At 73.7% G+C, this 24,053-nt stretch carries 1 protein-coding gene; it reads left to right on the forward strand.

The features are described 5' to 3' along the window. Positions 1-24,051, forward strand: a complete 24,051-nt coding sequence (locus ACIQ7M_RS03260; RefSeq protein ID WP_403639090.1) for a non-ribosomal peptide synthase/polyketide synthase — start codon at positions 1-3, stop codon at positions 24,049-24,051. Positions 24,052-24,053 lie beyond the last annotated feature (2 nt).

Below are 24,053 nucleotides of genomic sequence, written 5' to 3' on the forward strand. Positions count from 1 at the left end.
ATGCCCCGTCTCGACGGCGCCTCCCTTCCCCTGACAGCGGCCCAGCGCGAGATCTGGCTTGCCGAGCAGCGCTCCCGGACGCCGATTCCGGGCTACCGCGTCGGCGAGTGCCTGGAGATCCTCGGGCCGGTGGACCGGGAGCTGTTCGAGACCGCGCTGCGCCGGGTGGTCGGCGAGGTCGACGCCCTTCACGTGACCTTCGTCGACGACGGTGAGGGCCCGCGCCAGGTCCTCCGGGAGAGCTGGGACTGGGCTCCGGCCCACCTCGACCTCAGCGGGGAGTCCGACCCCCGGGCGGCGGCCGTGGAATGGATGGAGCGGGACCTGCTGCGCCCGCTGGACCTCGCCCGTGACCCGCTGTTCGGCCACGCGCTGATCAAGGCGTCGCCGACGGAGTACCTCTGGTACCTGAACTACCACCACGTGGTGCTGGACGCGATCAGCAGCTCCATGCTCCGACAGCGGGTCGGTGAGGTGTACTCGGCACTGGCCGAGGGCGGCGCCGTGCCGCCCTGCCCGTTCGGCTCGCTGCGGGACCTGGTCGACAGCGACGCCGCCTACCGCGCCTCCACCGACTTCGCCGCCGACCGCGCCTACTGGACCGAGCGCTTCGCCGACCTGCCCGCCCCGACCCGGCTCACCGACGCCTCCGCGACCGACCCGCACCGCGCCCTCCGGCTGGCCGAGGAGCGGGAACTGCGCCGCCCGGACGCCCTGCGGGCGGCGGCTGGACGTTCCGGCGTCCGGTGGTCCCGGCTGGTGGTCGCGGCGACGGCGCTCTACGCCCACCGGCTGACCGGCAACCAGGACGTGGTGCTCGCCCTGCCCGTCACGGCCCGTCGGGGCGCCGACCGCGACCTGACGGCGGTGCCGGGCACGATGTCCAACGTGGTGCCGCTGCGGCTGACGGTGCGGCCGGACATGCCGTGGCGCGAACTCGTCGCCCAGGCGGCGCGGGAGGTCGAGACGGCCGTCGCGCACGAGCGCTACCGCAGCGAGGACCTGCTGCGGGACCTCGGCGCTCCCGGCAGTATCGGGACGGCGTTCCCGCTGATCGTCAACATCATGGCCTTCAACTCCAGGCCGAGCTTCGCCGGGCACCCGGCCTCCGTGCACCACTTCGTGTCCGGGTCGACCACCGACCTCGCCGTCTGGGTCTTCGACTACCGGGACGGCAACCCGCCGCTGCTCCGGCTGCACGGCTCGCCGGAAGCGTACGGCGACGACGGCCTCGCCGCGCACCAGCAGCGGCTGCTCGCCCTGTTCGACGCCGTCGCGGACTGCGACCCGGACGAGCCGGTGGGGCGGATCGAACTGCTCACCGCCGACGAGCGCCGCGAGCTGGCGGTGCTCGGCGCCGGGCCGGTGGCGCCGGCCCCGGCCGCGAGTCTGCCGGAGCTGTTCCGGGAGCACGTCCGGGCGACTCCGGAGCTGGTCGCGCTGGTGTGCGGCGACGTCTCGCTGACCTACGCGGAACTGGACGCGCGGGCGAACCGGCTGGCGCACGCCCTGATCGCGCGGGGTGCGGGGCCGGAGCGGCTGGTGGCGGTGGCGCTGCCGCGCTCGGCGGAGCTGGTGGTGGCGATCCTCGCGGTGCTGAAGACCGGCGCGGCGTACGTTCCGGTCGACCCCGAGTACCCGGCCGCCCGGATCGCGTACCTGCTCGACGACGCGCGGCCGACGCTGGTGATCACCGACTCCCGCAGCGGGGACCGCCTGCCGGACAGCGGTCCTGTCGACCGGCTGGTGCTCGACGCCCCTGAGACGGCCGCCCTGGTGGCGGATTGCCCGGCGGCCGACCCGATGGTGGCCGTCGACCCGGGTCACCCCGCGTACGTCATCTACACCTCCGGTTCCACCGGCAGGCCCAAGGGCGTGCTGCCGACCCACGGCGGCCTGCTCGACCTGCTCGCCGACCTCCGGCAGGTGCACTTCGCGCCGGTGCTGAAGGCGCGGCAGCGGCTGCGGGTGGCGCTGACCACCTCGGTGTCCTTCGACGCCTCCTGGAACCAGTTGCTCGCCCTGTTCGGGGGCCACGAGCTGCACGTCCTGGAGCACGCGACCTGGACCGACCCCGACGCCTTCGTCGGTTACGCGGCGCGTTGCGGACTGGACTACATCGAAGCCACCCCGTCCTATCTCCATGTGCTCGTCTCCCATGGACTGTTGAGTGACCCGCGGTGGCGCCCGGCACTGGTCGCGGTGGGCGGCGAGGCCGTCCCGGAGCGGCTGTGGGAGCGGCTGCGGGCGGCGGAGGGGGCATCCTGCCTCAACCTCTACGGGCCGTCCGAATGCACCGTCAACTCGGTGGTCGCGCAGTTGGGTTCGAGCGCACGCCCGGTGATCGGCCGGCCCGTCACCAACGCCCGGCTGTACGTGCTCGACGGTGCCCTGCGGCCGCTGCCGACCGGTGCGGCGGGTGAGCTGTACATCGCGGGCGCGGGGCTGGCCCGCGGCTACCTCGGCCGACCGGGGCTGACCGCCGGGCGGTTCGTCGCCGACCCGTTCGGGCCGAGCGGGTCGCGTATGTACCGCACCGGGGACCTGGTGCGCTGGGACGAGGCCGGGAACCTGGAGTTCCTCGGCCGCACCGACGACCAGGTCAAGATCCGTGGCTTCCGGGTCGAGCTTGGTGAGATCGAGGCCGTCCTCGCCGAGCATCCGCAGGTCGCCCGGGCCGCCGTGACGGTGCGCACCGAGGGGGAATCCCGGCTGGTCGCCTACGCGGTGCCCGAGCCCGGCGCCACCGTGACCGACACCGCCCTGCGCGACCACCTGCGGGACCGGCTGCCCCGGCAGCTGGTGCCGGCCGCGTACGTGCTGCTGGACGCGCTGCCGCTGACCCCGAACGGCAAGCTCGACCGGCGGGCCCTCCCGGCGCCCGAACAACAGCCCGCCGCACCGGGCCGCGCACCGCGCACCGCGACCGAACACCTGCTCGTCGGGCTGTTCGCCGAGGTGCTCGGGGTGTCCGAGCCCGGACTGGACGACAGTTTCTTCGACCTCGGCGGGCACTCCCTGCTGGCCACCCGGCTGGTCGCCCGGGCCCGCTCGATCCTCGGCGTGGAGCTGCGGCTCGGCGACCTGTTCGACGCGCCGACGGTGGCGGAACTGGCGGCGGCGGTGGACGTCGCGGGCCGGGCGCGGCCGGCCCTGCGGCGGTGCGAGCGGCCCGTGGGGGTACCCCCGGCCGAAGGCCAGGGGGAGGTTCCGCTGTCCTTCGCACAGCGCCGGCTGTGGTTCCTGCACCGCATGGAGGGCCCGAGCGCCACGTACAACATCCCGCTGGCGCTGCGGCTGTCCGGGAACCTGGACCAGCGGGCCCTGGAAGCCGCCCTGGCGGACGTGGTCGAACGGCACGAGAGCCTGCGCACCGTCTTCCCGGTGCTCGACGGCGTGCCCTGCCAGCGGGTGCTGGACCCGGGCGCGGCACGGCCGCGGCTGCGGGTGACCGAAGGGGGCGAGCGTGACCTGCCGGAGCGGCTGGCGGAGGCGGCCCGGCACGGCTTCGAGCTCTCCGAGGAGCCGCCGCTGCGCGCCGAACTGTTCCGGCTCGGCGCCGAGGAGCACGTGCTGCTGCTGGTGGTGCACCACATCGCCGGTGACGGCTGGTCGACGGGGCCGCTCCTGCGGGATCTGACGACCGCCTACGCGGCCCGTGCCGAGGGGGCGAAGCCGGAGTGGTCGCCGCTGCCGGTCCAGTACGCCGACTACGCCCTCTGGCAGCGGGAACTGCTGGGCGACGGCGCGGACCCGGACAGTCTGCTGAACAGCCAACTCTCCTACTGGCGGGAGAAGTTGGCGGAGCTGCCCGAGCAGGTCGAGCTGCCGTTCGACCGGCCCCGGCCGGCGGCGATGTCCTACCGGGGCGCCCACCTGCCGGTGCGGATCGACGCCGGGCTGCACCAGGGCCTGCGCGTGCTCGCCCGGGACGGCGGGGCCAGCCTCTTCATGGTGCTCCAAGCCGGGCTGGCCGCCCTGCTGGGCAAGCTGGGCGCGGGCACCGACGTACCCGTGGGCACGCCGATCGCCGGACGCACCGACGAGGCCGTGGACGACCTGGTCGGCTTCTTCGTCAACACCCTGGTGCTGCGCACCGACCTCTCCGGCGACCCGTCGTTCACCGAACTGCTGGGCAGGGTGCGGGCCGACGCGCTGGCCGCGTACGCGCACCAGGACGTGCCCTTCGAGCACCTGGTGGAGGCGCTCAACCCGACCCGGACGCTGGCGCACCACCCGCTGTTCCAGACCATGCTCGCCCTGCAGAACGCGCCGCTGGGCACGTTCGACCTGCCCGGGCTGCGGGTGGCGACCGACCTGGTCCACACCGGGACGGCCAAGTGCGACCTGACCTTCATCCTGGCCGAACAGCCCGGTGAGGACGGCCTGTCGGGCGTGGTGGAGTACAGCACCGACCTGTTCGACGAAGTCACCGTGACCGGGATCGTCGAGCGGTGGCTGCGGCTGCTGCGCGCCGTCGTCGCCGACCCAGGCCGACGGATCGGCCAGGTGGACGTGCTGTCCGCCGACGAGCTCCGCGCGCTGCTCCCGGCGCGTACCGACCGGAGCGAGGGGCCGTCGGAGAGCAGCCTGACCGCGCTGTTCGAGCGACGGGTACGGGCGAACCCGGCCGCCGTCGCCCTCATGGACGGCGAAGTCACCCTGACGTACGGCGAGTTGAACGCCCGCGCGAACCGGCTCGCGCATGCCCTGATCGACCGGGGGGTGGGGCCGGAGCAGCGCGTGGCGCTGGCCCTGCCGCGCTCGGCGGCGCAGGTCGTGGCGGTGCTCGCCGTGCTGAAGGCGGGCGGCGCCTACCTGCCGGTGGACCCGCAGTACCCGGCCGCCCGGATCGCCTACCTGCTCCAGGACGCCCGGCCCTCGCTCCTCGTGACCACGAGCCGGACCGGCGACCTGCCGGGCGCGGACCCGGTGGACCGGCTGCTGCTGGACACCGCCGACCTGGACGGCCTGCCGGACACCGACCCGGAGGTCTCCCTCGACCCGGGCCACCCCGCCTACGTCATCTACACATCCGGGTCCACCGGCAACCCCAAGGGCGTGGTGGTCACGCACCGGAACGTGGTGCGGCTGTTCGGCACGACCGAGAAGCTGTTCGGCTTCTCCGCCGAGGACGTCTGGACGCTCTTCCACTCCTACGCCTTCGACTTCTCGGTGTGGGAGCTGTGGGGCCCGCTGCTGTACGGCGGCCGTCTGGTGGTCGTGGACCACGAGACCAGCCGCTCGCCCGGCCGCTTCCTGGAGCTCCTCGCCCGCGAGCGGGTGACCGTGCTCAACCAGACGCCGTCCGCGTTCTACCAGCTGATGCAGGCGGACGCGGAGGCACCGGAGACCGGCCGCCCGCTCACGCTGCGCACGGTGGTGTTCGGCGGTGAGGCGCTGGAGCACGCCCGGCTGGCGAGCTGGTACGAGCGGCACCCGGACGGCGCGCCACTGCTGGTCAACATGTACGGCATCACCGAGACCACGGTGCACGTCACGTACGCGGCGCTCGACCGGTCCGGAACCGCCGGCGGCGAGATCGGCGTGGCCATTCCGGACCTGCGGACGTACGTGCTGGACGCCCACCTGCGGCCGGTGGCCCCAGGCGTGCCCGGCGAGCTGTACGTCGCGGGCGCCGGACTGGCGCGCGGCTACCTGAACCGGCCCGGCCTGACCGCCAGGCGCTTCGTGGCCGACCCGTTCGGACCGCCGGGATCGCGAATGTACCGCAGTGGCGACGTGGTGCGCCGCGCGGCGGACAACAGCCTGCACTACGTCGGCCGGGCCGACCAGCAGGTGAAGGTGCGCGGTTTCCGGATCGAGCTCGGCGAGATCGAGGCGGCGCTGGCCGCGCACCCCGGCATCGCCCAGGTCGCCGTCCTGGCCCGGCAGGACCGGGCCGACGACACCCGGCTGGTCGCGTACCTGGTGCAGACCGGGGGTACCGTACCGAGTCCGGCCGACCTGCGTGGGTACCTGCGCGAGCGGTTGCCGGAGCACATGGTGCCGTCGGCGTTCGTCGTGCTGAACGCGCTGCCGCTGACCGCCAACGGCAAGCTGGACCACCGAGCCCTGCCCGCCCCCCACCTCGCCCCGGCGGCCACCGTCCGCGCGCCGCGCACCCCGCAGGAGCAGGTCCTCTGCGAGCTGTTCGCCGAGGTCCTGGGCGTGGCGTCGGCCGGCGTCGAGGACGGTTTCTTCGATCTGGGCGGGCACTCGCTGCTGGCCACCCGCCTGGCCGCCCGGATCCGCGCGACGCTCGGCGTGGAAATGCCGCTGCGCACCCTGTTCGAGGCGCCGACCCCGGCCGGCCTGGCCGCCGCCCTGGTGGCGGCCGGACCGGCGCAGGCCGCCCTGGCACGGCGCGAGCGCCCCGAGGCGATCCCGCTGTCGTTCGCGCAGCGGCGGCTGTGGTTCCTGCACCAGCTGGAGGGCGCCGGCGCGAACTACCACATCTCGCTGGCCTGGCGGCTGTCCGGGGATCTGGACCGGCGGGCCCTGGAGTCCGCCGTGGCGGATGTGGTCGAGCGGCACGAGAGCCTGCGCACCGTCTTCCCGGCGGTCGACGGAGTGCCGTACCAGCGGGTGCTGGACGTCGAGGCATCCCGCCCGCGGCTGCTCGTCAGCCGGACCACTGAGTCCGAGCTGCCGAACGGCATGGCGGAAGCGAAGGCCCGTCGGTTCGACCTGGCGGTCGATGTGCCCCTGCGTGCCGGGCTGTTCGAGCTGGCGGCGGACGAGCACGTGTTCCAGGTGGTCCTCCACCACATCGCGGGTGACGGCTGGTCGCTGGGCCCGCTCGCGCAGGGTCTGACCACCGCCTACGTGGCGCGCTGTCGCGGCGAGGAGCCGCAGTGGGAGGAGCTGCCGGTCCAGTACGCCGACTACACCCTGTGGCAGCACGAGCTGCTCGGCGACGCGGCCGACGGGGACAGTCTGTTCGCCCGCCAGGCGGCCTACTGGACCCGGCAGCTGGCCGGTCTGCCCGAGCAGCTCCAGCTGCCCGGCGACCGGCCCCGCCCGGCGGTCGCCTCGCACCGGGGCGGTTCCGTGCGTGCCGGGCTGGACGCCGAGCTGCACCGCGGGCTGCGCGAACTCGCCCGCGCCCACGGCACCAGTCTGTTCATGGTGCTTCAGGCCGGTCTTGCAGTGCTGCTGAGCAAGCTCGGCGCGGGCGACGACATCCCGGTCGGCAGCCCGGTCGCAGGCCGTACCGACCAGGCGCAGGACGAGCTGGTCGGCTACTTCGTCAACACCCTGGTGTTCCGTACCGACACCTCGGGCGATCCGACGTTCGCCGAACTGCTGGGCCGGGTCCGGGAGACCGCGCTGGCCGGGTACGCGCACCAGGACCTTCCGTTCGAGTACCTGGTCGAGGCCCTCAACCCGGTCCGGTCGCTGGCGCACCACCCGCTGTTCCAGGTCATGCTGGTGCTGCAGAACGCGCCCCGGGCCGACTTCGCGCCGTCCGGGCTGCGCGTCGGCGACATGCCGTCGACGTCGACCACCGCCAAGCTCGACCTGATCTTCACCGTGTCCGAGCGGCACGCGCAGGACGGCTCCCCGGAGGGGATCGACGGGTCCGTCGAGTACACCGGCGACCTGTACGACCCGGCCACCGTCGAGACGATGATCGAGCGGTGGGAGCGGCTGCTCCGCGCCGTGGTCGCCGACCCGCAGCGGAGGCTCAGCCGGTTCGGCCTGCTCACCGCCGAGGAGCACGGTGAGCTGACGGCGCTGGGTACCGGCCCGGCGGCCCAGGCATTCACCGAGAGCCTGCCGGAGCTCTTCCGGGCTCAGGTGCGTGCGACTCCGGACGCCGTCGCGCTGGTGGGGCCGGAAGCATCGCTGACCTACGCGGAGTTGGACGCGCGGGCGAACCGGCTGGCGCACGCTCTGGTCGCGCGGGGTGCGGGGCCGGAGCGGCTGGTGGCGGTGGCGCTGCCGCGCTCGGCCCAACTGGTGGTGACGATCCTCGCGGTGTTGAAGACCGGCGCCGCGTACGTTCCGGTCGATCCGGAGTACCCGGCCGCGCGGATCGCGTACATGCTCGACGACACCCGACCGGTCCTGGTGGTGACCGACGACCGTACTCGGGACCGGCTGCCGAAGACCGGTCCCGCCGGGTGGCTGGTGGCCGACGCCCCGGAGACGGCCGCGCTGGTGGCGGGCTGCCCGGCGACGGACCCCGCGGTGGCCATTGATCGGAGCCACCCGGTCTGTGCCATCTACACCTCCGGTTCCACCGGAAAGCCCAAGGCCGTGGTGACGACGCACGGCGGCCTGCTCAACCTGTTCGCTCATCAGCGTCCACTGCTGTTCGCGGAGCGTCCCAAGGGCCGACTGCGGGTGGGACTGACCGCGTCGGTGTCGTTCGACGCATCCTGGGACCAGCTGTTCGGCCTGTTTGCGGGCCATGAGCTGCACGTCCTGGACGACTCGACCTGGGCCGACCCGGACGCCTTCGTCGAGTACGCCGCGCGTTGCGGGCTGGACTATGTCGGCGCCACCCCCTCGTACCTGCAGGTGCTGGTCAAGCAGGGTCTGCTGGACGATCCTCGGTGGCGTCCCGCGATGGTCGCGGCGGGCGGGGAGGCAGTCCCGGAGCAGCTGTGGGAGCGGCTGCGGGTGGCCGACGGGGTGTCCTGCCTGAACTTCTACGGGCCGTCCGAGTGCACGGTGAACTCGGTCATCGCGCCGCTGGAGTCGAGCCCGCGTCCGGTGATCGGCCGGCCGGTCGGGGGCGTCCGGTTGCACGTGCTCGATGCCGCGTTGCAGCCGGTGCCCGCGGGCGTGCCGGGTGAGCTGTACATCGCCGGTGCGGGGCTGGCGCGCGGCTACCTGAACCGGCCGGGCCTGACCGCGGGACGGTTCGTGGCGGACCCGTTCGGTCCCGGCGGTTCGCGGATGTACCGCAGCGGTGACCTGGTGCGGTGGGGGTCGGACGGGAACCTGGAGTTCCTCGGCCGCATCGACGACCAGGTCAAGCTCCGGGGATTCCGGATCGAGCTCGGCGAGATCGAGGCGGCACTGGCGGAACACCCGCAGGTCGCGCAGGCCGCCGTGACCGTCCGGCAGGACCGGGCGGGGGACACCCGCCTGGTCGCCTACCTGGTGCCCGCCACCGGGGCGGAGCTTCGGCCGGAAGACCTGCGGGCGCACCTGCGCGAGCGGCTGCCCGACTACATGGTGCCGGCCGCGTTCGTCGCCCTCGACGTGCTGCCGCTGAACGCCAGCGGCAAGCTCGACCGGCGCGCCCTGCCCGAGCCGGAGTACGCGGCGTCGCGGGTCGGCCGGGCCCCGCACACTCCTCAGGAACACGTGCTGGCAGGGCTGTTCGCAGAGGTGCTGGGCCTGCCTCAGGTCGGTGTCGACGACGACTTCTTCGACCTCGGCGGGCACTCCCTGCTGGCCACCCGGTTGGTGGCCCGGGTCCGTACGACCCTGGGCGTGGAACTGGCACTGCGCACCTTGTTCCAGACCCCGACGGTGGCCGGCCTGGCCGCCGGGCTGGGCGGCGCGGACCGGGCCCGGCTCGCCCTGGGGCGGGCGGAGAGGCCCGTGGGGGCACCCCCGGCCGAAGGCTGGGGGATGGTGCCGCTGTCGTCCGCTCAGCGGAGGCTGTGGTTCCTGCGCCAGATGGAGGGCGCCGACTCGGTCTACAACATGCCGCTCGCGTGGCGGCTCTCGGGGCCACTGGACCTGGCGGCCCTGGAGGCGGCGCTGGGCGACGTCGTCGACCGGCACGAATCCCTGCGCACGGTCTTCCCGGCCGTGGACGGAGTGCCCCACCAGCAGGTGCTAGCCACCGCAGAGGCGTGCCCGAGGCTGTCGGTCACCACGGCCGACGAGACGGACCTGCCGGAACTGCTGGCGGGGGCCGCGGCGCGCGGATTCGACCTCGCGGCCGAACCGCCGCTGCGCGCCGAGGTGTTCGAGGTTTCGGCGGACGAGCACGTGCTGCTCCTGGTGATGCACCACATCGTCGGTGACGGCTGGTCGCTGGGCCCGCTGGCCGCCGACCTGGCCACCGCGTACGCGGCACGCCGCCAGGGCGAGGAGCCGCGGTGGGCGCCGCTGCCGGTCCAGTACGCCGACTACACCCTGTGGCAGCACGAGCTGCTCGGCGACCCGGCCGACCAGGACAGCCTCTTCGCCCGCCAACAGGCCTACTGGACCGAGCAGTTGGCCAACCTGCCGGAGCAGATCCGGCTTCCCGCCGACCGCCCTCGCCCCGCGGCCCCCTCCTACGCCGGCGGCCACCTCGCGATCGAACTGGACGCCGAACTGCACGCCGGGCTGATCCGGCTGGGCCGGGAGCACGGCGCCAGCGTGTACATGGTGCTGCAGGCCGCCCTGGCATCGCTGCTGGACAAGCTCGGCGCGGGAACGGACATCCCGGTCGGCAGCCTGATCGCGGGCCGGACCGACGAGGCCCTGGACGACCTCGTCGGATTCTTCGTCAACACCCTGGTGCTCCGCACGGACACCGGTGGCGACCCGACCTTCGCCGAGCTCCTCGGCCGGGTCCGCGAGGGCGCGCTGGCCGCGTACGCACACCAGGACCTGCCGTTCGAGCACGTCGTCGAGGCCCTCAACCCGTCCCGGTCGCTCGCCCGTCAGCCGCTGTTCCAGGTGCTCCTCGCGCTGCAGAACGTGCCCCGCACCGAGTTCGCGCTGGACGGTCTGGCCGCCGAGATCGTCCTGGTGCGGACGCCGACGGCGATGTTCGACCTCGGCTTCCACCTGCTGGAGCGCGACGGCACCGGCGGGCCGGCCGAGGGCATCGTCGGGCGGGTCGAGTACAGCACCGACCTCTTCGACCCCGCCACGGTGGAGGCACTGGTCGCCCGGTGGCTGCGTCTGCTGGCGTCGGTGGTCGCCGAGCCGGACCGGCCGCTGAGCCGGATCGACGTCCTCACCGCCGAGGAACGGCACGAACTGCTGGTCGTACGCAACGACACCGCCTGCCCGGCTCCCGATGCCGGCCTGCCCGCTCTGTTCGAGGCGCAGGTCCGGGCGACCCCGGAGGCTCCGGCGGTGGTGTTCGAGGACACCGTGCTGACCTACCGGGAGCTGAACCGAAGGGCCAACCGCCTGGCGCACGCGCTGATCGCGCGCGGGGTGGGGCCGGAGCAGGTCGTCGCCCTGCGGCTGCCGAGGTCGACCGAGCTGGTGGTCGCCGTCCTCGCGGTCCTCAAGACGGGTGCGGCGTACCTGCCGGTCGATCCGGACTATCCGGCCGCCCGCATCGCGTACATGCTGGACGACGCCCGGCCTGCCGTGGTGCTCGACGACCTCGCGGCCGTCACACCGGACGGGGACCTGCCGGAGCACGATCCGGCCGTCGCCGTGGACCCGCGGCACCCGGCCTACGTCATCTACACCTCGGGCTCCACCGGCAGGCCCAAGGCCGTGGTGATGCCCGCCGCCGGGCTGCTGAACCTGCTGGCGTGGCACCACAAGGCCGTCGGCGGCGAACCCGGCACGCGAACCGCGCAGTTCACCGCGATCAGCTTCGACGTCTCGGTGCAGGAGACGCTCTCCGCGCTGCTGTACGGCAAGACCCTCGTGGTGCCGACCGAGGAGCAGCGCCGCAGCGCCGAGCTGTTCGCCCGCTGGCTGGACCGGCACGGGGTCGAGGAGCTGTTCGCGCCCAACCTGGTGGTCGAGGCGCTGGCCGAGGCCGCCGAGGAGGCCGGGCTGGAACTGCCCGGCCTGCGGCTGGTCGCCCAGGCCGGTGAGGCGATGCGCCTCGGCGGTGCCGTGCGCCGCTTCCAGACCTGCCGGCCGGGCCGGGAACTGCACAACCACTACGGGCCCGCCGAGACCCATGTGATCACCGCCTACCCGCTGCCAGCCGACCCCGTCGACTGCCCGCTGCCGGTACCGATCGGCCGGCCGATCGCCAACTGCCAGGCATACGTGCTGGATTCGGCGCTGCGACCGGTCGCCCCCGGCGTGCTGGGTGAGCTGTACCTCGCCGGGGCGGGACTCGCCCGCGGCTACCTGAACCGGCCCGGGCTCACCGCCACGCGATTCGTCGCCAACCCGTACGGTCCGGTCGGCGCGCTGATGTACCGCACCGGTGACCTGGTCCGCTGGCAGGCCCACGGCGAGCTGGAGTTCGCGGGCCGGGTGGACCACCAGGTGAAGATCCGCGGGTTCCGGGTCGAGCCGGGCGAGATCGAGGCCGAGCTGGCCGCGCACCCGGGTGTCGCCCAGGTCGCGGTGCTCGCCCGGGAGGACCGGATCGTCGCGTACGTCGTCCCGTCGGCCGGGGCCGGGACTACCCCGGCGACGCTGTCGCCGTATCTGCGCGAGCGGCTGCCGGACTACATGGTTCCGTCCGCGTTCGTACTGCTCGACGCGCTGCCGCTGACGCCGAACGGGAAGCTGGACCGGGCGGCGCTGCCCGCGCCCGATCGCGGCTCGGCCGAGGCCGGGCGGGCGCCGCGCACGCCGCAGGAGCAGATCCTGTGCGAGCTGTTCGCCGAGGTGCTGGGCGTGCCGCGGGTCGGGGTCGACGACGGCTTCTTCGACCTGGGCGGGCACTCCCTGCTCGCCACCCGGCTGGCCGCGCGGGTCCGGGCGACCCTTGGGGTCGAGCTGGAACTGCGCGGCCTGTTCCGGGCGCCGACACCCGCCGGGCTCGCGGCCGGGCTGCACGACGCCGGCACCGCGCGGCAGGCCCTGGTACCCCGGCCCCGCCGCGATCCGATGCCGCTGTCGTTCGCCCAGCGCCGGCTCTGGTTCCTCCAGCAGTTCGGGGCGCCGAGCGCGACCTACCACATGCCGCTCGCCCTGCGGCTGTCCGGCGACCTCGACCGGGCCGCGCTGAGCGCCGCGCTCGCGGACGTGGTGGCCCGGCACGAGACCCTGCGCACGGTCTTCCCGCACACCGCCGGAGTCCCGTACCAGCGGGTGCTGGACGCCGGCGAGGCCGCCGTCCCGCTGACCGTACGCGCGGCCGGCGAGGCGGAGGTGCCCGCCCTGCTGCGCGAGGCGGCGGTACGGGCGTTCGACCTGACCTCGGAAGTACCGCTGCGGGCGGAGCTGTTCGCGCTCGCGCCGGACGAGCACGTGCTGCTGCTGGTGATGCACCACATCGTCGGGGACGGCTGGTCCATGGGCCCGCTGGCCCGTGACCTGGCCACCGCCTACACCACCCGGCAGGGCGGTGGGGCTCCCGCATGGCCGCCGCTGCCGGTCACCTACGGCGACTACACCCTGTGGCAGCACGAGATCCTCGGCGACGAGCACGACACGGAAAGCGTGTTCGCCCGCCAGGTCACCTACTGGACCGAGGCGCTGGCCGGGCTGCCCGAGCAGCTGCAGCTGCCTGCCGACCGACCGCGCCCGGCCACCATGTCGTACGGCGGCGACCTGCTGGAACTCCGGATCGACGCCGAACTGCACGCGGCACTGGTGGAGTTGGCCCGAAAGTCGGGTGCCACCCTGTTCATGGTGCTGCAGGCCGCGCTCGCCGCGCTGTACACGCGGCTGGGTGCGGGCACGGACATCCCGATCGGGTCTCCGATCGCGGGGCGTACCGACGAGGCGCTGGACGAGCTGGTCGGGTTCTTCATCAACACGCTGGTGCTGCGCACCGACACGAGCGGTGATCCGAGTTTCGCCGAGCTGCTGGGCCGGGTGCGGGAGACGGCGCTGTCGGCGTACGCGCACCAGGACGTGCCCTTCGAGCACCTGGTGGAGGCGCTGAACCCGTCCCGATCGCTGTCGCACCACCCGCTGTTCCAGACCGGTCTTGTCGTGCAGAACGCGCCGGGCGGCGACTTCGAGCTGCCGGGTTTCCAGGTCTCCGGGGTGACCGTGCTCACCGGGACCGCGCGGCTCGACCTGACCTTCGGGTTCGCGGAGGAGCACGGGCCCGACGGCGCGCCGGCCGGGATCGGCGGTGCGGTCGAGTACAGCACCGACCTGTTCGACCGTTCGACGGTCGAGGCCCTGGTCGCCCGGTGGACCAGGCTGCTGGCCGCGGTCGCCGCCGCGCCCGACCGGCCGATCGGTGGGATCGACCTGCTGTCCGCCGAGGAGCGCCGTGAGCTGCTGCCCGTTGTCCAGGACGGGGCGGCAGGGGGGAGCCTGCCGGAGCTGTTCGCGGCGCAGGTGACGGCGACGCCGGACGCGGTCGCGCTCATCTGCGGTGATGTCGAGATGACGTACCGTCAACTCGACGTTAGGGCGAACCGGTTCGCGCACGCGCTGATCGCCCGGGGCGTCGGTCCGGAGCAGGTCGTGGCGGTGGCGTTGCCGCGGTCGGTGGAGTCGGTGGTGGCGGTCCTGGGCGTGCTGAAGGCCGGGGCCGCGTACCTGCCGGTGGATCCGTCGTACCCCCAGGCACGGATCGCGTTCATGCTGGACGACGCGCGGCCGGCCGTGGTGGTCGACGATCCGGCACTGGTGACCGAGGCTTCCGGTCGGCCGGAGACCGATCCGGATGTCGTGGTGGACGCCCGGCACCCGGCCTACGTGATCTACACATCGGGCTCGACCGGCCGCCCCAAGGGCGTCATGGTGAGCCACACCGGCGTGTCGGGCCTGGTGGCGGCGCAGGTCGACCGGCTCGGCGTGGCGCCGGGCAGCCGGGTGCTCCAGTTCGCCTCGCCCAGCTTCGACGCGTCGTTCTGGGACCTGTGCGGCGCCCTGCTCACCGGTGCCGCCCTCGTCCTGGCCCCGTCCGAGGCCCCGCTGGAGGCCCTGACGGACCGCCGGCTCGACGTCACCCACGTGACGCTTCCGCCCTCGGCGCTGGCCGCGCTGGAGAGCTCCGACCTCACGGCCACCACCCTGGTGGTGGCCGGTGAGGCCTGCACGTCGGAGCTGGTGGCCCGGTGGGCGCCGGGTCGGCGGATGATCAACGCGTACGGTCCGACGGAGACGACGGTGTGCGCGACCATGAGCGACCCGCTGTCCCCGGGGCGCGGTGTACCGCCGATCGGCCGATCGGTCGCGGGCTTCCGGGCGTACGTCCTCGACGAGCGGCTGCGCATCGTGCCGCCGGGGGTGGCGGGGGAGTTGTACGTCGCCGGCCCCGGCCTGGCGCGCGGATACCTGAACCGGCCCGGGCTGACGGCCGGGCGGTTCGTCGCCTGCCCGTTCGGGGCCGGTGAGCGCATGTACCGCACCGGGGACGTGGTGCGCCGCCGGACCTGGGGGTCCCCCCGGCCGGAGGCTGGGGGAGGCGAGCTGGAGTACGTCGGCCGCGCCGACGACCAGGTGAAGGTGCGCGGCTTCCGCATCGAGCCCGGCGAGGTCGAGGCGGCGCTGGCCGAGCACCCCGCCGTCGCCCAGGCCGCCGTGCTCGCCCGGGACGACCGGCTCATCGGCTACGTCGCGGCCCGTCCCGGCACGGTCGTACGTCCGGCGGAGCTGGCGGCGTACCTGCGTGGCAGGCTGCCCGACTACCTGGTACCGGCTGTCTTCGTGGTGCTGGACATGCTGCCGCTGACGCCGAACGGGAAGCTGGACCGGGCGGCGCTGCCCGCGCCCGATCGCGGCTCGGCCGAGGCCGGGCGGGCGCCGCGCACGCCGCAGGAGCAGATCCTGTGCGAGCTGTTCGCCGAGGTGCTGGGCGTGCCGCGGGTCGGGGTCGACGACGGCTTCTTCGACCTGGGCGGGCACTCCCTGCTCGCCACCCGGCTGGCCGCGCGGGTGCGCTCGGTGCTCGGAGTGGAGGTGGCGCTGCGCGCGCTGTTCCAGGCGCCCACCGTGGCCGGCCTGGCCGAGGCGCTGGGCGGGGCCGGCCACGCCCGCCCGGCGCTGACCACGCACGAGCGGCCGGAGGCGGTGCCGCTGTCCTTCGCTCAGCGCCGACTCTGGTTCCTGCACCGCATGGACGGCACCGCCGCGACCTACCACATCCCGCTGGCGCTCCGGCTGACCGGGACGCTCGACCATGCGGCGCTGGACGAGGCGCTGGCCGACGTGGTGGCCCGGCACGAGAGCCTGCGGACGGTCTTCCCGGAGGTCGACGGCGTACCCTGCCAGCTCGTCCTCGACCCGGCAGAGGCCCGGCCCCGGGCGCGGCTGACCGAGGTGTCGGAGGCCGAACTGTTCGAGCAGCTCGCCGAGTTCGCACGACAGCCCTTCGACCTGGAGGCCGAAGCGCCACTGCGGGCGGAGCTGTTCGTCCTCGCGCCGGACGAGCACGTGCTGCTGCTGGTGATGCACCACATCGCCGGGGACGGCTGGTCCACCGGCCCGCTGGCCCGCGACCTGGCCGAGGCGTACGCCGCCCGGTGCGAGGGGCGCGCGCCGCAGTGGCCGGTCCTGCCGGTGCAGTACGCGGACTACACGCTGTGGCAGCGCGACCTGCTCGGCGACGCCGCCGACCCTCAGAGCCGGTTCGCCGAGCAGCTCGACTACTGGAAGCGTCAGCTGTCCGACCTGCCGGAGCTGCTCCAACTGCCCGCCGACCGGCCGAGGCCGGCCGGCGCCGGCTGGCGCGGGGACCACGTCGGCCTGGAGCTGAGCCCCGAACTGCACTCAGCCCTGGTGGAGTTGGCCCGAAAGTCGGGCGCGAGCCTGTTCATGGTGCTGCAGGCCGCGCTCGCCGCGCTGTACACGCGGCTGGGTGCGGGCACGGACATCCCGATCGGGTCTCCGATCGCGGGGCGTACCGACGAGGCGCTGGACGAGCTGGTCGGGTTCTTCGTGAACACGCTGGTGCTGCGGACCGACACGAGCGGTGATCCGAGTTTCGCCGAGCTGCTGGGGCGGGTGCGGGAGACGGCGCTGTCGGCGTACGCGCACCAGGACGTGCCCTTCGAGCACCTGGTGGAGGCGTTGAATCCGTCCCGATCGCTGTCGCACCACCCGCTGTTCCAGACCATCCTGGCGGTGCAGAACGCTCCGATGGGCCGGTTCTCCCTGCCCGGTCTGGACGTCGCCACCTACGCGGTGGCCACCGGGACCGCCAAGTTCGACCTCGGTGTGAGTCTCGTCGAACAGTTCGGTCCGGACGGCAGCCCGGCGGGGATCGTCGGCGCGGTGGAGTACGCCACCGACCTGTTCGACCGCTCGACGGTCGCGGCGCTCGCCGGGCGCTGGACGCGCCTGCTGGAGGCGGTCACCGCCGACCCGGACCGGTCGATCGGACGGATCGAGCTCCTCGACGCCGACGAGCGGCACCGTTTGCTGGAACAGGGCAACGCGACCGCCCGCGAGGTGGCGGCCGTCCCGGTGCCGCAGGCGTTCGCGGCACAGGTCGCGGCGACCCCGGACGCCCTCGCGCTGGTGTGCGGCGACACCGAGTTGACGTACCGTCAACTCAACGCCCGGGCGAACCGGTTCGCGCACGCGCTGATCGCCCGGGGCGTCGGCCCGGAGCGGACCGTGGCCGTGGCCCTGCCGCGCTCGGTGGAGTCCGTGGTGGCCGTCCTGGGCGTACTGAAGGCCGGGGCCGCGTACCTGCCCGTGGATCCGGCGTACCCCCCGGCGCGGATCGCGTACATGCTGGACGACGCCCGGCCGGCACTGATGGTCGACGACCCGGCGCTGGTGACCGAGGTGCCCGCCTGGCCGGACACCGATCCCGTGGTCGCGCTCGACGTCCGGCACCCGGCCTACGTGATCTACACCTCGGGGTCGACCGGCCGCCCCAAGGGCGTCGTGGTCGGTCACGGCGGCGTCGCGAGCCTGGTCGCCGCACAGATCGAGCGGTTCGCGATCGAACCCGACAGCCGGGTGCTCCAGTTCGCCTCGCCCAGCTTCGACGCCTCGGTGTCGGAGATCTACACCGCCCTGCTGCGCGGCGCGGCCCTGGTGCTGCCCCCGACGGCGGACCCGGTCGCCGCGCTGACCGACCGGGACCTCGCCGTCACCCACGTGACCGTGCCGCCGTCCGTCCTCGCCGCCGTGCCGGAGGGCTCGGTGCAGGTGCCGACGCTGGTGGTGGCGGGTGAGGCGTGCCTGCCGGAACTGGTGGACCGCTGGGCGCGCGGGCGCCGGATGATCAACGCGTACGGTCCGACCGAGACCACGGTGTGCGCGACCATGAGCGCCCCGCTGTCCCCGGGGACAGGCGTCCCGCCGATCGGCCGTCCGATCGCCAACACCCGGGTGTACGTGCTGGACGAGCGGCTGCGGCCGGTGCCGCCGGGGGTGGCGGGGGAGCTGTACGTCGCGGGTGCGGGACTGGCGCGCGGGTACCTGAACCGGCCGGGCCTGACGGCCGGACGGTTCGTCGCCTGCCCGTTCGGGTCCGGTGAGCGCATGTACCGCACCGGAGACCTGGTGCGCTGGCGCAACGACGGCGAGTTGGAGTACGTCGGCCGTGCCGACGACCAGGTGAAGGTGCGCGGCTTCCGGGTCGAGCCGGGCGAGGTCGAGGCGGCCCTGGCCGAGCACCCCGCCGTCGCCCGGGCTGCTGTCCTCGCCCAGGACGACCGGCTCGTCGGCTACGTCGTCCCGCACCAGGGCGAGGTCCGAGACAGTGGCCTGGAAGCGGACCACGTGGGCGAGTGGCAGGACATCTACGACGCCCTGCCCATCACCCCCGAGGAAGCCGGCTTCGGTCAGAACTTCGTCGGCTGGAACAGCAGTTACGACGCGAGCCCGATCCCCGTCGAGCAGATGCGTCAGTGGCGGGACGCCACCGTGGCCCGCATCCTGGCCCTGCGCCCCCGCCGGGTGCTGGAGGTCGGCGTCGGCACTGGACTGCTGCTCTCGCAGATCGCACCGCACTGCGAGACCTACTGGGCGACGGACTTCTCCGCCACCGCGGTCGACGCGCTGACCGCGCAGGTCGCCCGACAGGACGACCTGGCCGAGCGTGTCGTGCTGCAGACCCGCCCGGCGCACGACACCGAGGGCCTGCCGGCCGGGTGGTTCGACACCGTCGTGATCAACTCGGTGGTGCAGTACTTCCCGTCCGCCGACTACCTCGCGGACGTGATCGGGAAGCTGATGCGGCTGCTCGCCCCCGGCGGCACGCTCTTCGTCGGCGATGTCCGCAACCTGCGGCTGCTGCGCCCGCTGGCCACCGCGGTCCAGCTGCACCGCACCGGTGCCGACGGTGACCTCGCGGCGGTGCGCCGCGCGGTGGAGCAGGCCGTCAGGGTGGAGAAGGAACTCCTGGTCGACCCGGACTTCTTCACCGTCCTGCGGGAGCACGGCACGGACATCGGCGCGGTGGCCGTGGAGGTCAAGTGCGGCCGTCACCACAACGAACTGACCCGCTACCGCTACGACGTGACGCTGCACAAGGCCCCGGTCGTTCCGGCGGCCCCGGGCCGGACGGTCGAGTTGGAGTGGGGACACCGGCTCGCGGGACTGGCCGAGCTGCGCGAACTCCTCGCCCAGCCGCCTGCCGACGTGCTGCGGATCACCGGAGTACCGAACCGTCGGGTGCTGCGCGAGGCCGCCCTTTCCCGGGCACTGCAGAACGGCGAGAGCTCGCTCGCCGAACTGCTGGAGCGGCTGCACGGCCCGGAGGAGAGCGAACTCCCCGACCCGGAGGACTTCCGGGCCATCGGGCTGGAGTTCGACCGCTGGGTGGGCGTCACCTGGTCGGCCACCGCGGCCGACGCCTTGGACGTCGTCTTCGCCGCCCCGTGGGCGCATCACGGCTCCCCGGTCGAGCCGTACCGGTCGGCCCGGACCGCCGGCACGCCGCTGTCGTCGCTGACCAACCGCCCGACCGGCAGCCGGGGCACCGGCGCCCTCATCGGCGAACTCCGCGAATGGCTGCGCGGGCGGCTGCCCGACTACCTGATCCCGTCGGCGTTCGTGGCGCTGGAGACGTTGCCGCTGACGGCCAGCGGCAAGCTCGACCGCCGCGCGCTGCCCGCGCCCGACCCGGGCCCGGCCGGAGCCGGGCGGGCGCCGCGGACCCCGCAGGAACAGCTCCTGGCCGAGCTGTTCGCCGAGGTGCTCGGCCTGGCCCAGGTCGGTGTCGAGGACAGCTTCTTCGACCTGGGCGGACACTCACTGCTGGCGACCCGCCTGGCCTCCCGCGTCCGGGCGACCCTCGGCGCGGAGCTCGAGGTCCGGACGCTGTTCGAGACGCCGACCGTGGCCGGACTGGCTGCCTGCCTCGACGGCTCCGGCACGGCCCGGCCCACGCTGACCGCCCGGCCGCGACCCATGGGGGCACCCCCGGCCGAAGGCTGGGGGAAGGTCCCGCTGTCCTTCGCCCAACGCCGCCTGTGGTTCCTGCACCGGATGGACGGGCCGAGCGCCACCTACAACATGCCGCTCGCGCTGAGTCTGACCGGCGAGCTCGACCGCCCGGCCCTGCACGCCGCGCTCGCGGACGTGACCGCCCGGCACGAGAGCCTGCGGACGGTCTTCCGCGAGACGGACGGTGTGCCGTACCAGGTCGTGCTGAGCGCCTCACAGGCACACCCGGAGCTGCCGGTGGTCGAGCTCGACGAGAGCCGGCTGGCCGGGCGGCTGGCGCAGACGGCCCGGCGAGGCTTCGACCTGGCGGCGGAGCCGCCGGTCCGGGCGGAGCTGTACGCGCTCGCCCCCGACCGGCACGTGCTGCTGGTCGTGGTGCACCACATCGCCGCCGACGGCTGGTCGATGGGGCCGCTCTCCGGCGACCTCGCGGCCGCCTACACGGCGCGCTGCCGTGGCGAGGAACCGCGGATGGCACCGCTGCCGGTGCAGTACGCCGACTACACCTGCTGGCAACGCGACCTGCTCGGCGACACCGCCGACCCGGACAGCCTGTTCGCCCGGCAACTGGCCTACTGGAAGGACGAACTGGCGGGCATTCCGCAGCAGGTGCAGCTGCCCGCCGACCGGCCCCGGCCGCCGGTGGCCTCCCAGCGGGGCAGCCGGGTCGTGGTCCGGCTGGACCCCGAACTGCACCAGGCACTGCGGGACCTGGCCGCCGAGCGCGGCGCCAGCATGTTCATGGTGCTCCAGGCCGGCCTCGCCGCGCTGCTCACCCGGCTCGGCGCCGGTACGGACATCCCCGTGGGCAGCCCGATCGCCGGCCGTACCGACCAGGCGCTGGACGACCTCGTCGGCTTCTTCGTCAACACCCTGGTGCTGCGCACCGACACGAGTGGCGATCCCGGCTTCGCCGAACTGCTCGGCCGGGTGCGGCAGAAGGCGCTCGCCGCCTACGACCACCAGGACGTGCCGTTCGAGTACCTGGTCGAGGTGGTCAACCCGGCCCGTTCGCTGTCGCACCACCCGCTGTTCCAGATCATGCTGGCCCTGCAGAACGCGCCGGTGGGCGAGTTCGCCCTGCCGGGCCTGGAGACCGGTTACCTGGAGGCGTCGACCGGGACCTCGCGGGTCGACCTGACGTTCAGTCTGGCCGAGCAGTTCCGCCCGGACGGCGACCCCGACGGCCTGGTCGGCGCGGTGGAGTACGCCACCGACCTGTTCGACCCGGCCACCGTGGAGCTGCTGTTCGAGCGCTGGGCGCGGCTGCTGCGCGCGGCGGTCGCCGACCCCGGCCGGCCGATCAGCCGGATCGACATCATGTCGGGCGAGGAACGCCGACGGCTGCTGTCCCGGTCCACCGGCGCCGCGGTCGAGCTGCCCGAGGCCGCGCTGCCGGAGCTGTTCGCCCGCCAGGTGCGCGCCACCCCGGACGCGGTGGCCGTCGTGGCGGGCGCCACCGAGCTGACCTACAGGGAACTCGACCAGCGGTCCAACCGCCTCGCGCGGGCACTGATCCGCCAAGGCGTACGACCGGAGACACCGGTCGCGGTGCTGCTGGACCGCTCGGCGGACCTCGTCGTGGCGCTCCTGGCGATCATCAAGGCGGGCGGCGCCTACACGCCCCTCGACTCGCGCTTCCCGCAGTCCCGGATCGACCTGATCCTCCAGGAGGCCGGGGCCGCCCTGGTGCTCACCGAGGACGTGCTGACCGCGTTGATCGAGGGCGAGCCCGACTCGTCCGACGTCGAAGTACGCTGCGACCAGCGGCAGTTGGCGTACGTGATGTACACCTCCGGCTCGACCGGCCGGCCCAAGGGCGTGGCCGTCACCCACCGCGACGTGGTGGGTCTCGCGCTCACCCCCGAGTACCACGGCGGCGGACACGAGCGGGTGCTGATGCACTCCCCGACCGCCTTCGACCTCTCGACCTACGAGCTGTGGGTGCCGCTGCTGGGCGGTGGCCGGGTCGTGGTCGCACCGCCCGAGCGGCTCGACCTCGACCTGCTCCAGCACACGATCAGCATCCACGGCGTGACCGGACTGTGGCTGACGGCCGGCCTGTTCCGCCTGGTCGCCGAGGAACGACCGGCCCTGCTCACGGGGGTCCGCGAGGTGTGGACCGGCGGTGACGTGGTCTCCCCGGCCGCCGTCGCCCGGGTGCTGGAGGCCTGCCCCGGCACCGAGGTGGTCAACGGCTACGGGCCCACCGAGGCCACGACCCTGGCCACCCGCCACCCGGTGCACAGCCTCCCCGAGAACGCCGCGACCGTGCCGATCGGCGGGCCGATGGCGAACATGCGCGCCTACGTCCTCGACGACCGCCTGCGGCCGGTGCCCACCGGCCTGGTCGGCGACCTGTACCTCGCGGGGACGGGCGTGGCCCGCGGCTACCTCGGCCGACCCGGTCTGACCGCGGAACGCTTCACCGCCGACCCGTACGGGCCGCCCGGGAGCCGGATGTACCGCACCGGCGACCTGGCGTGGTGGCCGGCCGAGGGCACACTGGAGTTCGCCGGACGGACCGACCACCAGGTCAAGCTCCGCGGCCTGCGGATCGAGCCCGGCGAGATCGAGGCGATCCTCGCGAGCTGCCCGGGCGTCGCCCAGGCGGCCGTCGTCGCCCGCGAGGACCGGCCCGGCGACAAGCGGCTGGTGGCCTACTTGGTGCCCGCCCCCGAGGGCGCGCCCGAGGCGGGCGAGCTCTCCGGGCGACTGCGCCGTGATCTGCCCGACTACATGGTGCCGTCGGCGTTCGTCACCCTGGACACGCTGCCGTTGACCGCCAACGGCAAGCTGGACCGGGCCGCCCTGCCCGCCCCCGAGTACGGGGCGCCGGGCACCGGACGCGGCCCCCGGACGCCTCGGGAGCAGCTGCTGTGCGGCCTCTTCGCCGAGGTTCTCGGCCGGGAACAGGTGCACATCGACGACAACTTCTTCGATCTGGGCGGGCACTCGCTGCTGGCCGCCCGCCTGGCCTCCCGCGTCCGCGAGACCCTCGGCCTGGAGCTCGGCCTGCGCATGCTGTTCGAGGCGCCGACCGTGGCCGGTCTCACCGAGCGCCTGGTCATGGACGACCCCGCCGACGCGTTGGACGTGGTGCTGCCGCTGCGTTCGACCGGGACCGGCACGCCGCTGTTCTGCATCCACCCCGGCGGCGGCATCAGCTGGTCGTACAGCGGGCTCCTGAACCACATCGGTCCCCAGCACCCGGTCTACGCGATCCAGGCGCGCGGCCTGGGCCGGCCCGAACCCCTGCCGGCGTCCTTCGAGGAGATGGCGGCCGACTACGCCGACCAGATCCGCAAGATCCAGCCCGAGGGCCCGTACCTGCTGCTCGGCTGGTCGGCCGGCGGGCTGATCGCCCACGCGGTCGCCTGTGAGCTGCAGGCGCGCGGCGAGCGGACCGCGCTGCTGGCCATCCTCGACGCCTATCCGGTGAAGGACGTGCAGTTCGAGGAGATGCCCGTGCCCACCGAGCGGGACGTGCTCGTCGGTGTGCTCGACGTCGACCCGGACGAGCTGGGTGACCGGGAGCTGACCTACGCCGAGGTCGCCGAGGTCCTGAACCGGCGGGGCAGCGCGCTGCAGGGCCTGACGGAGCAGCAGATCGAGGTCATCGTCCACATCATGATCAACAATGCGAGGCTGGCGGTCGACTTCGTCCCCGTCGGGTTCGACGGCGACCTGCTGCTGTTCAACTCGACGATCGACCGCGACGGGGACGACGCCGGGCCCGCGACCTGGCGCCCGTACATCGCGGGCCGGATCGAATCGCACGAGATCACCACCCGGCACAACCGGATGACCGAAGCCGGCTCACTGGCCCAGATCGGACCGATCCTGGCCGCTCGCCTCGCCGAGGTCGCCGGTGACACCCTGACCCACCACCAGGAGGACTGATT

The organism is Streptomyces sp. NPDC096324 (assembly GCF_044763015.1).
Classification (GTDB): domain Bacteria; phylum Actinomycetota; class Actinomycetes; order Streptomycetales; family Streptomycetaceae; genus Streptomyces.

Coding starts and splice junctions, on each gene's coding strand:
- ACIQ7M_RS03260 (WP_403639090.1), top strand. CDS start 1: ATGCCCCGTCTCGACGGCGCCTCCCTTCCCCTGACAGCGGCCCAGCGC.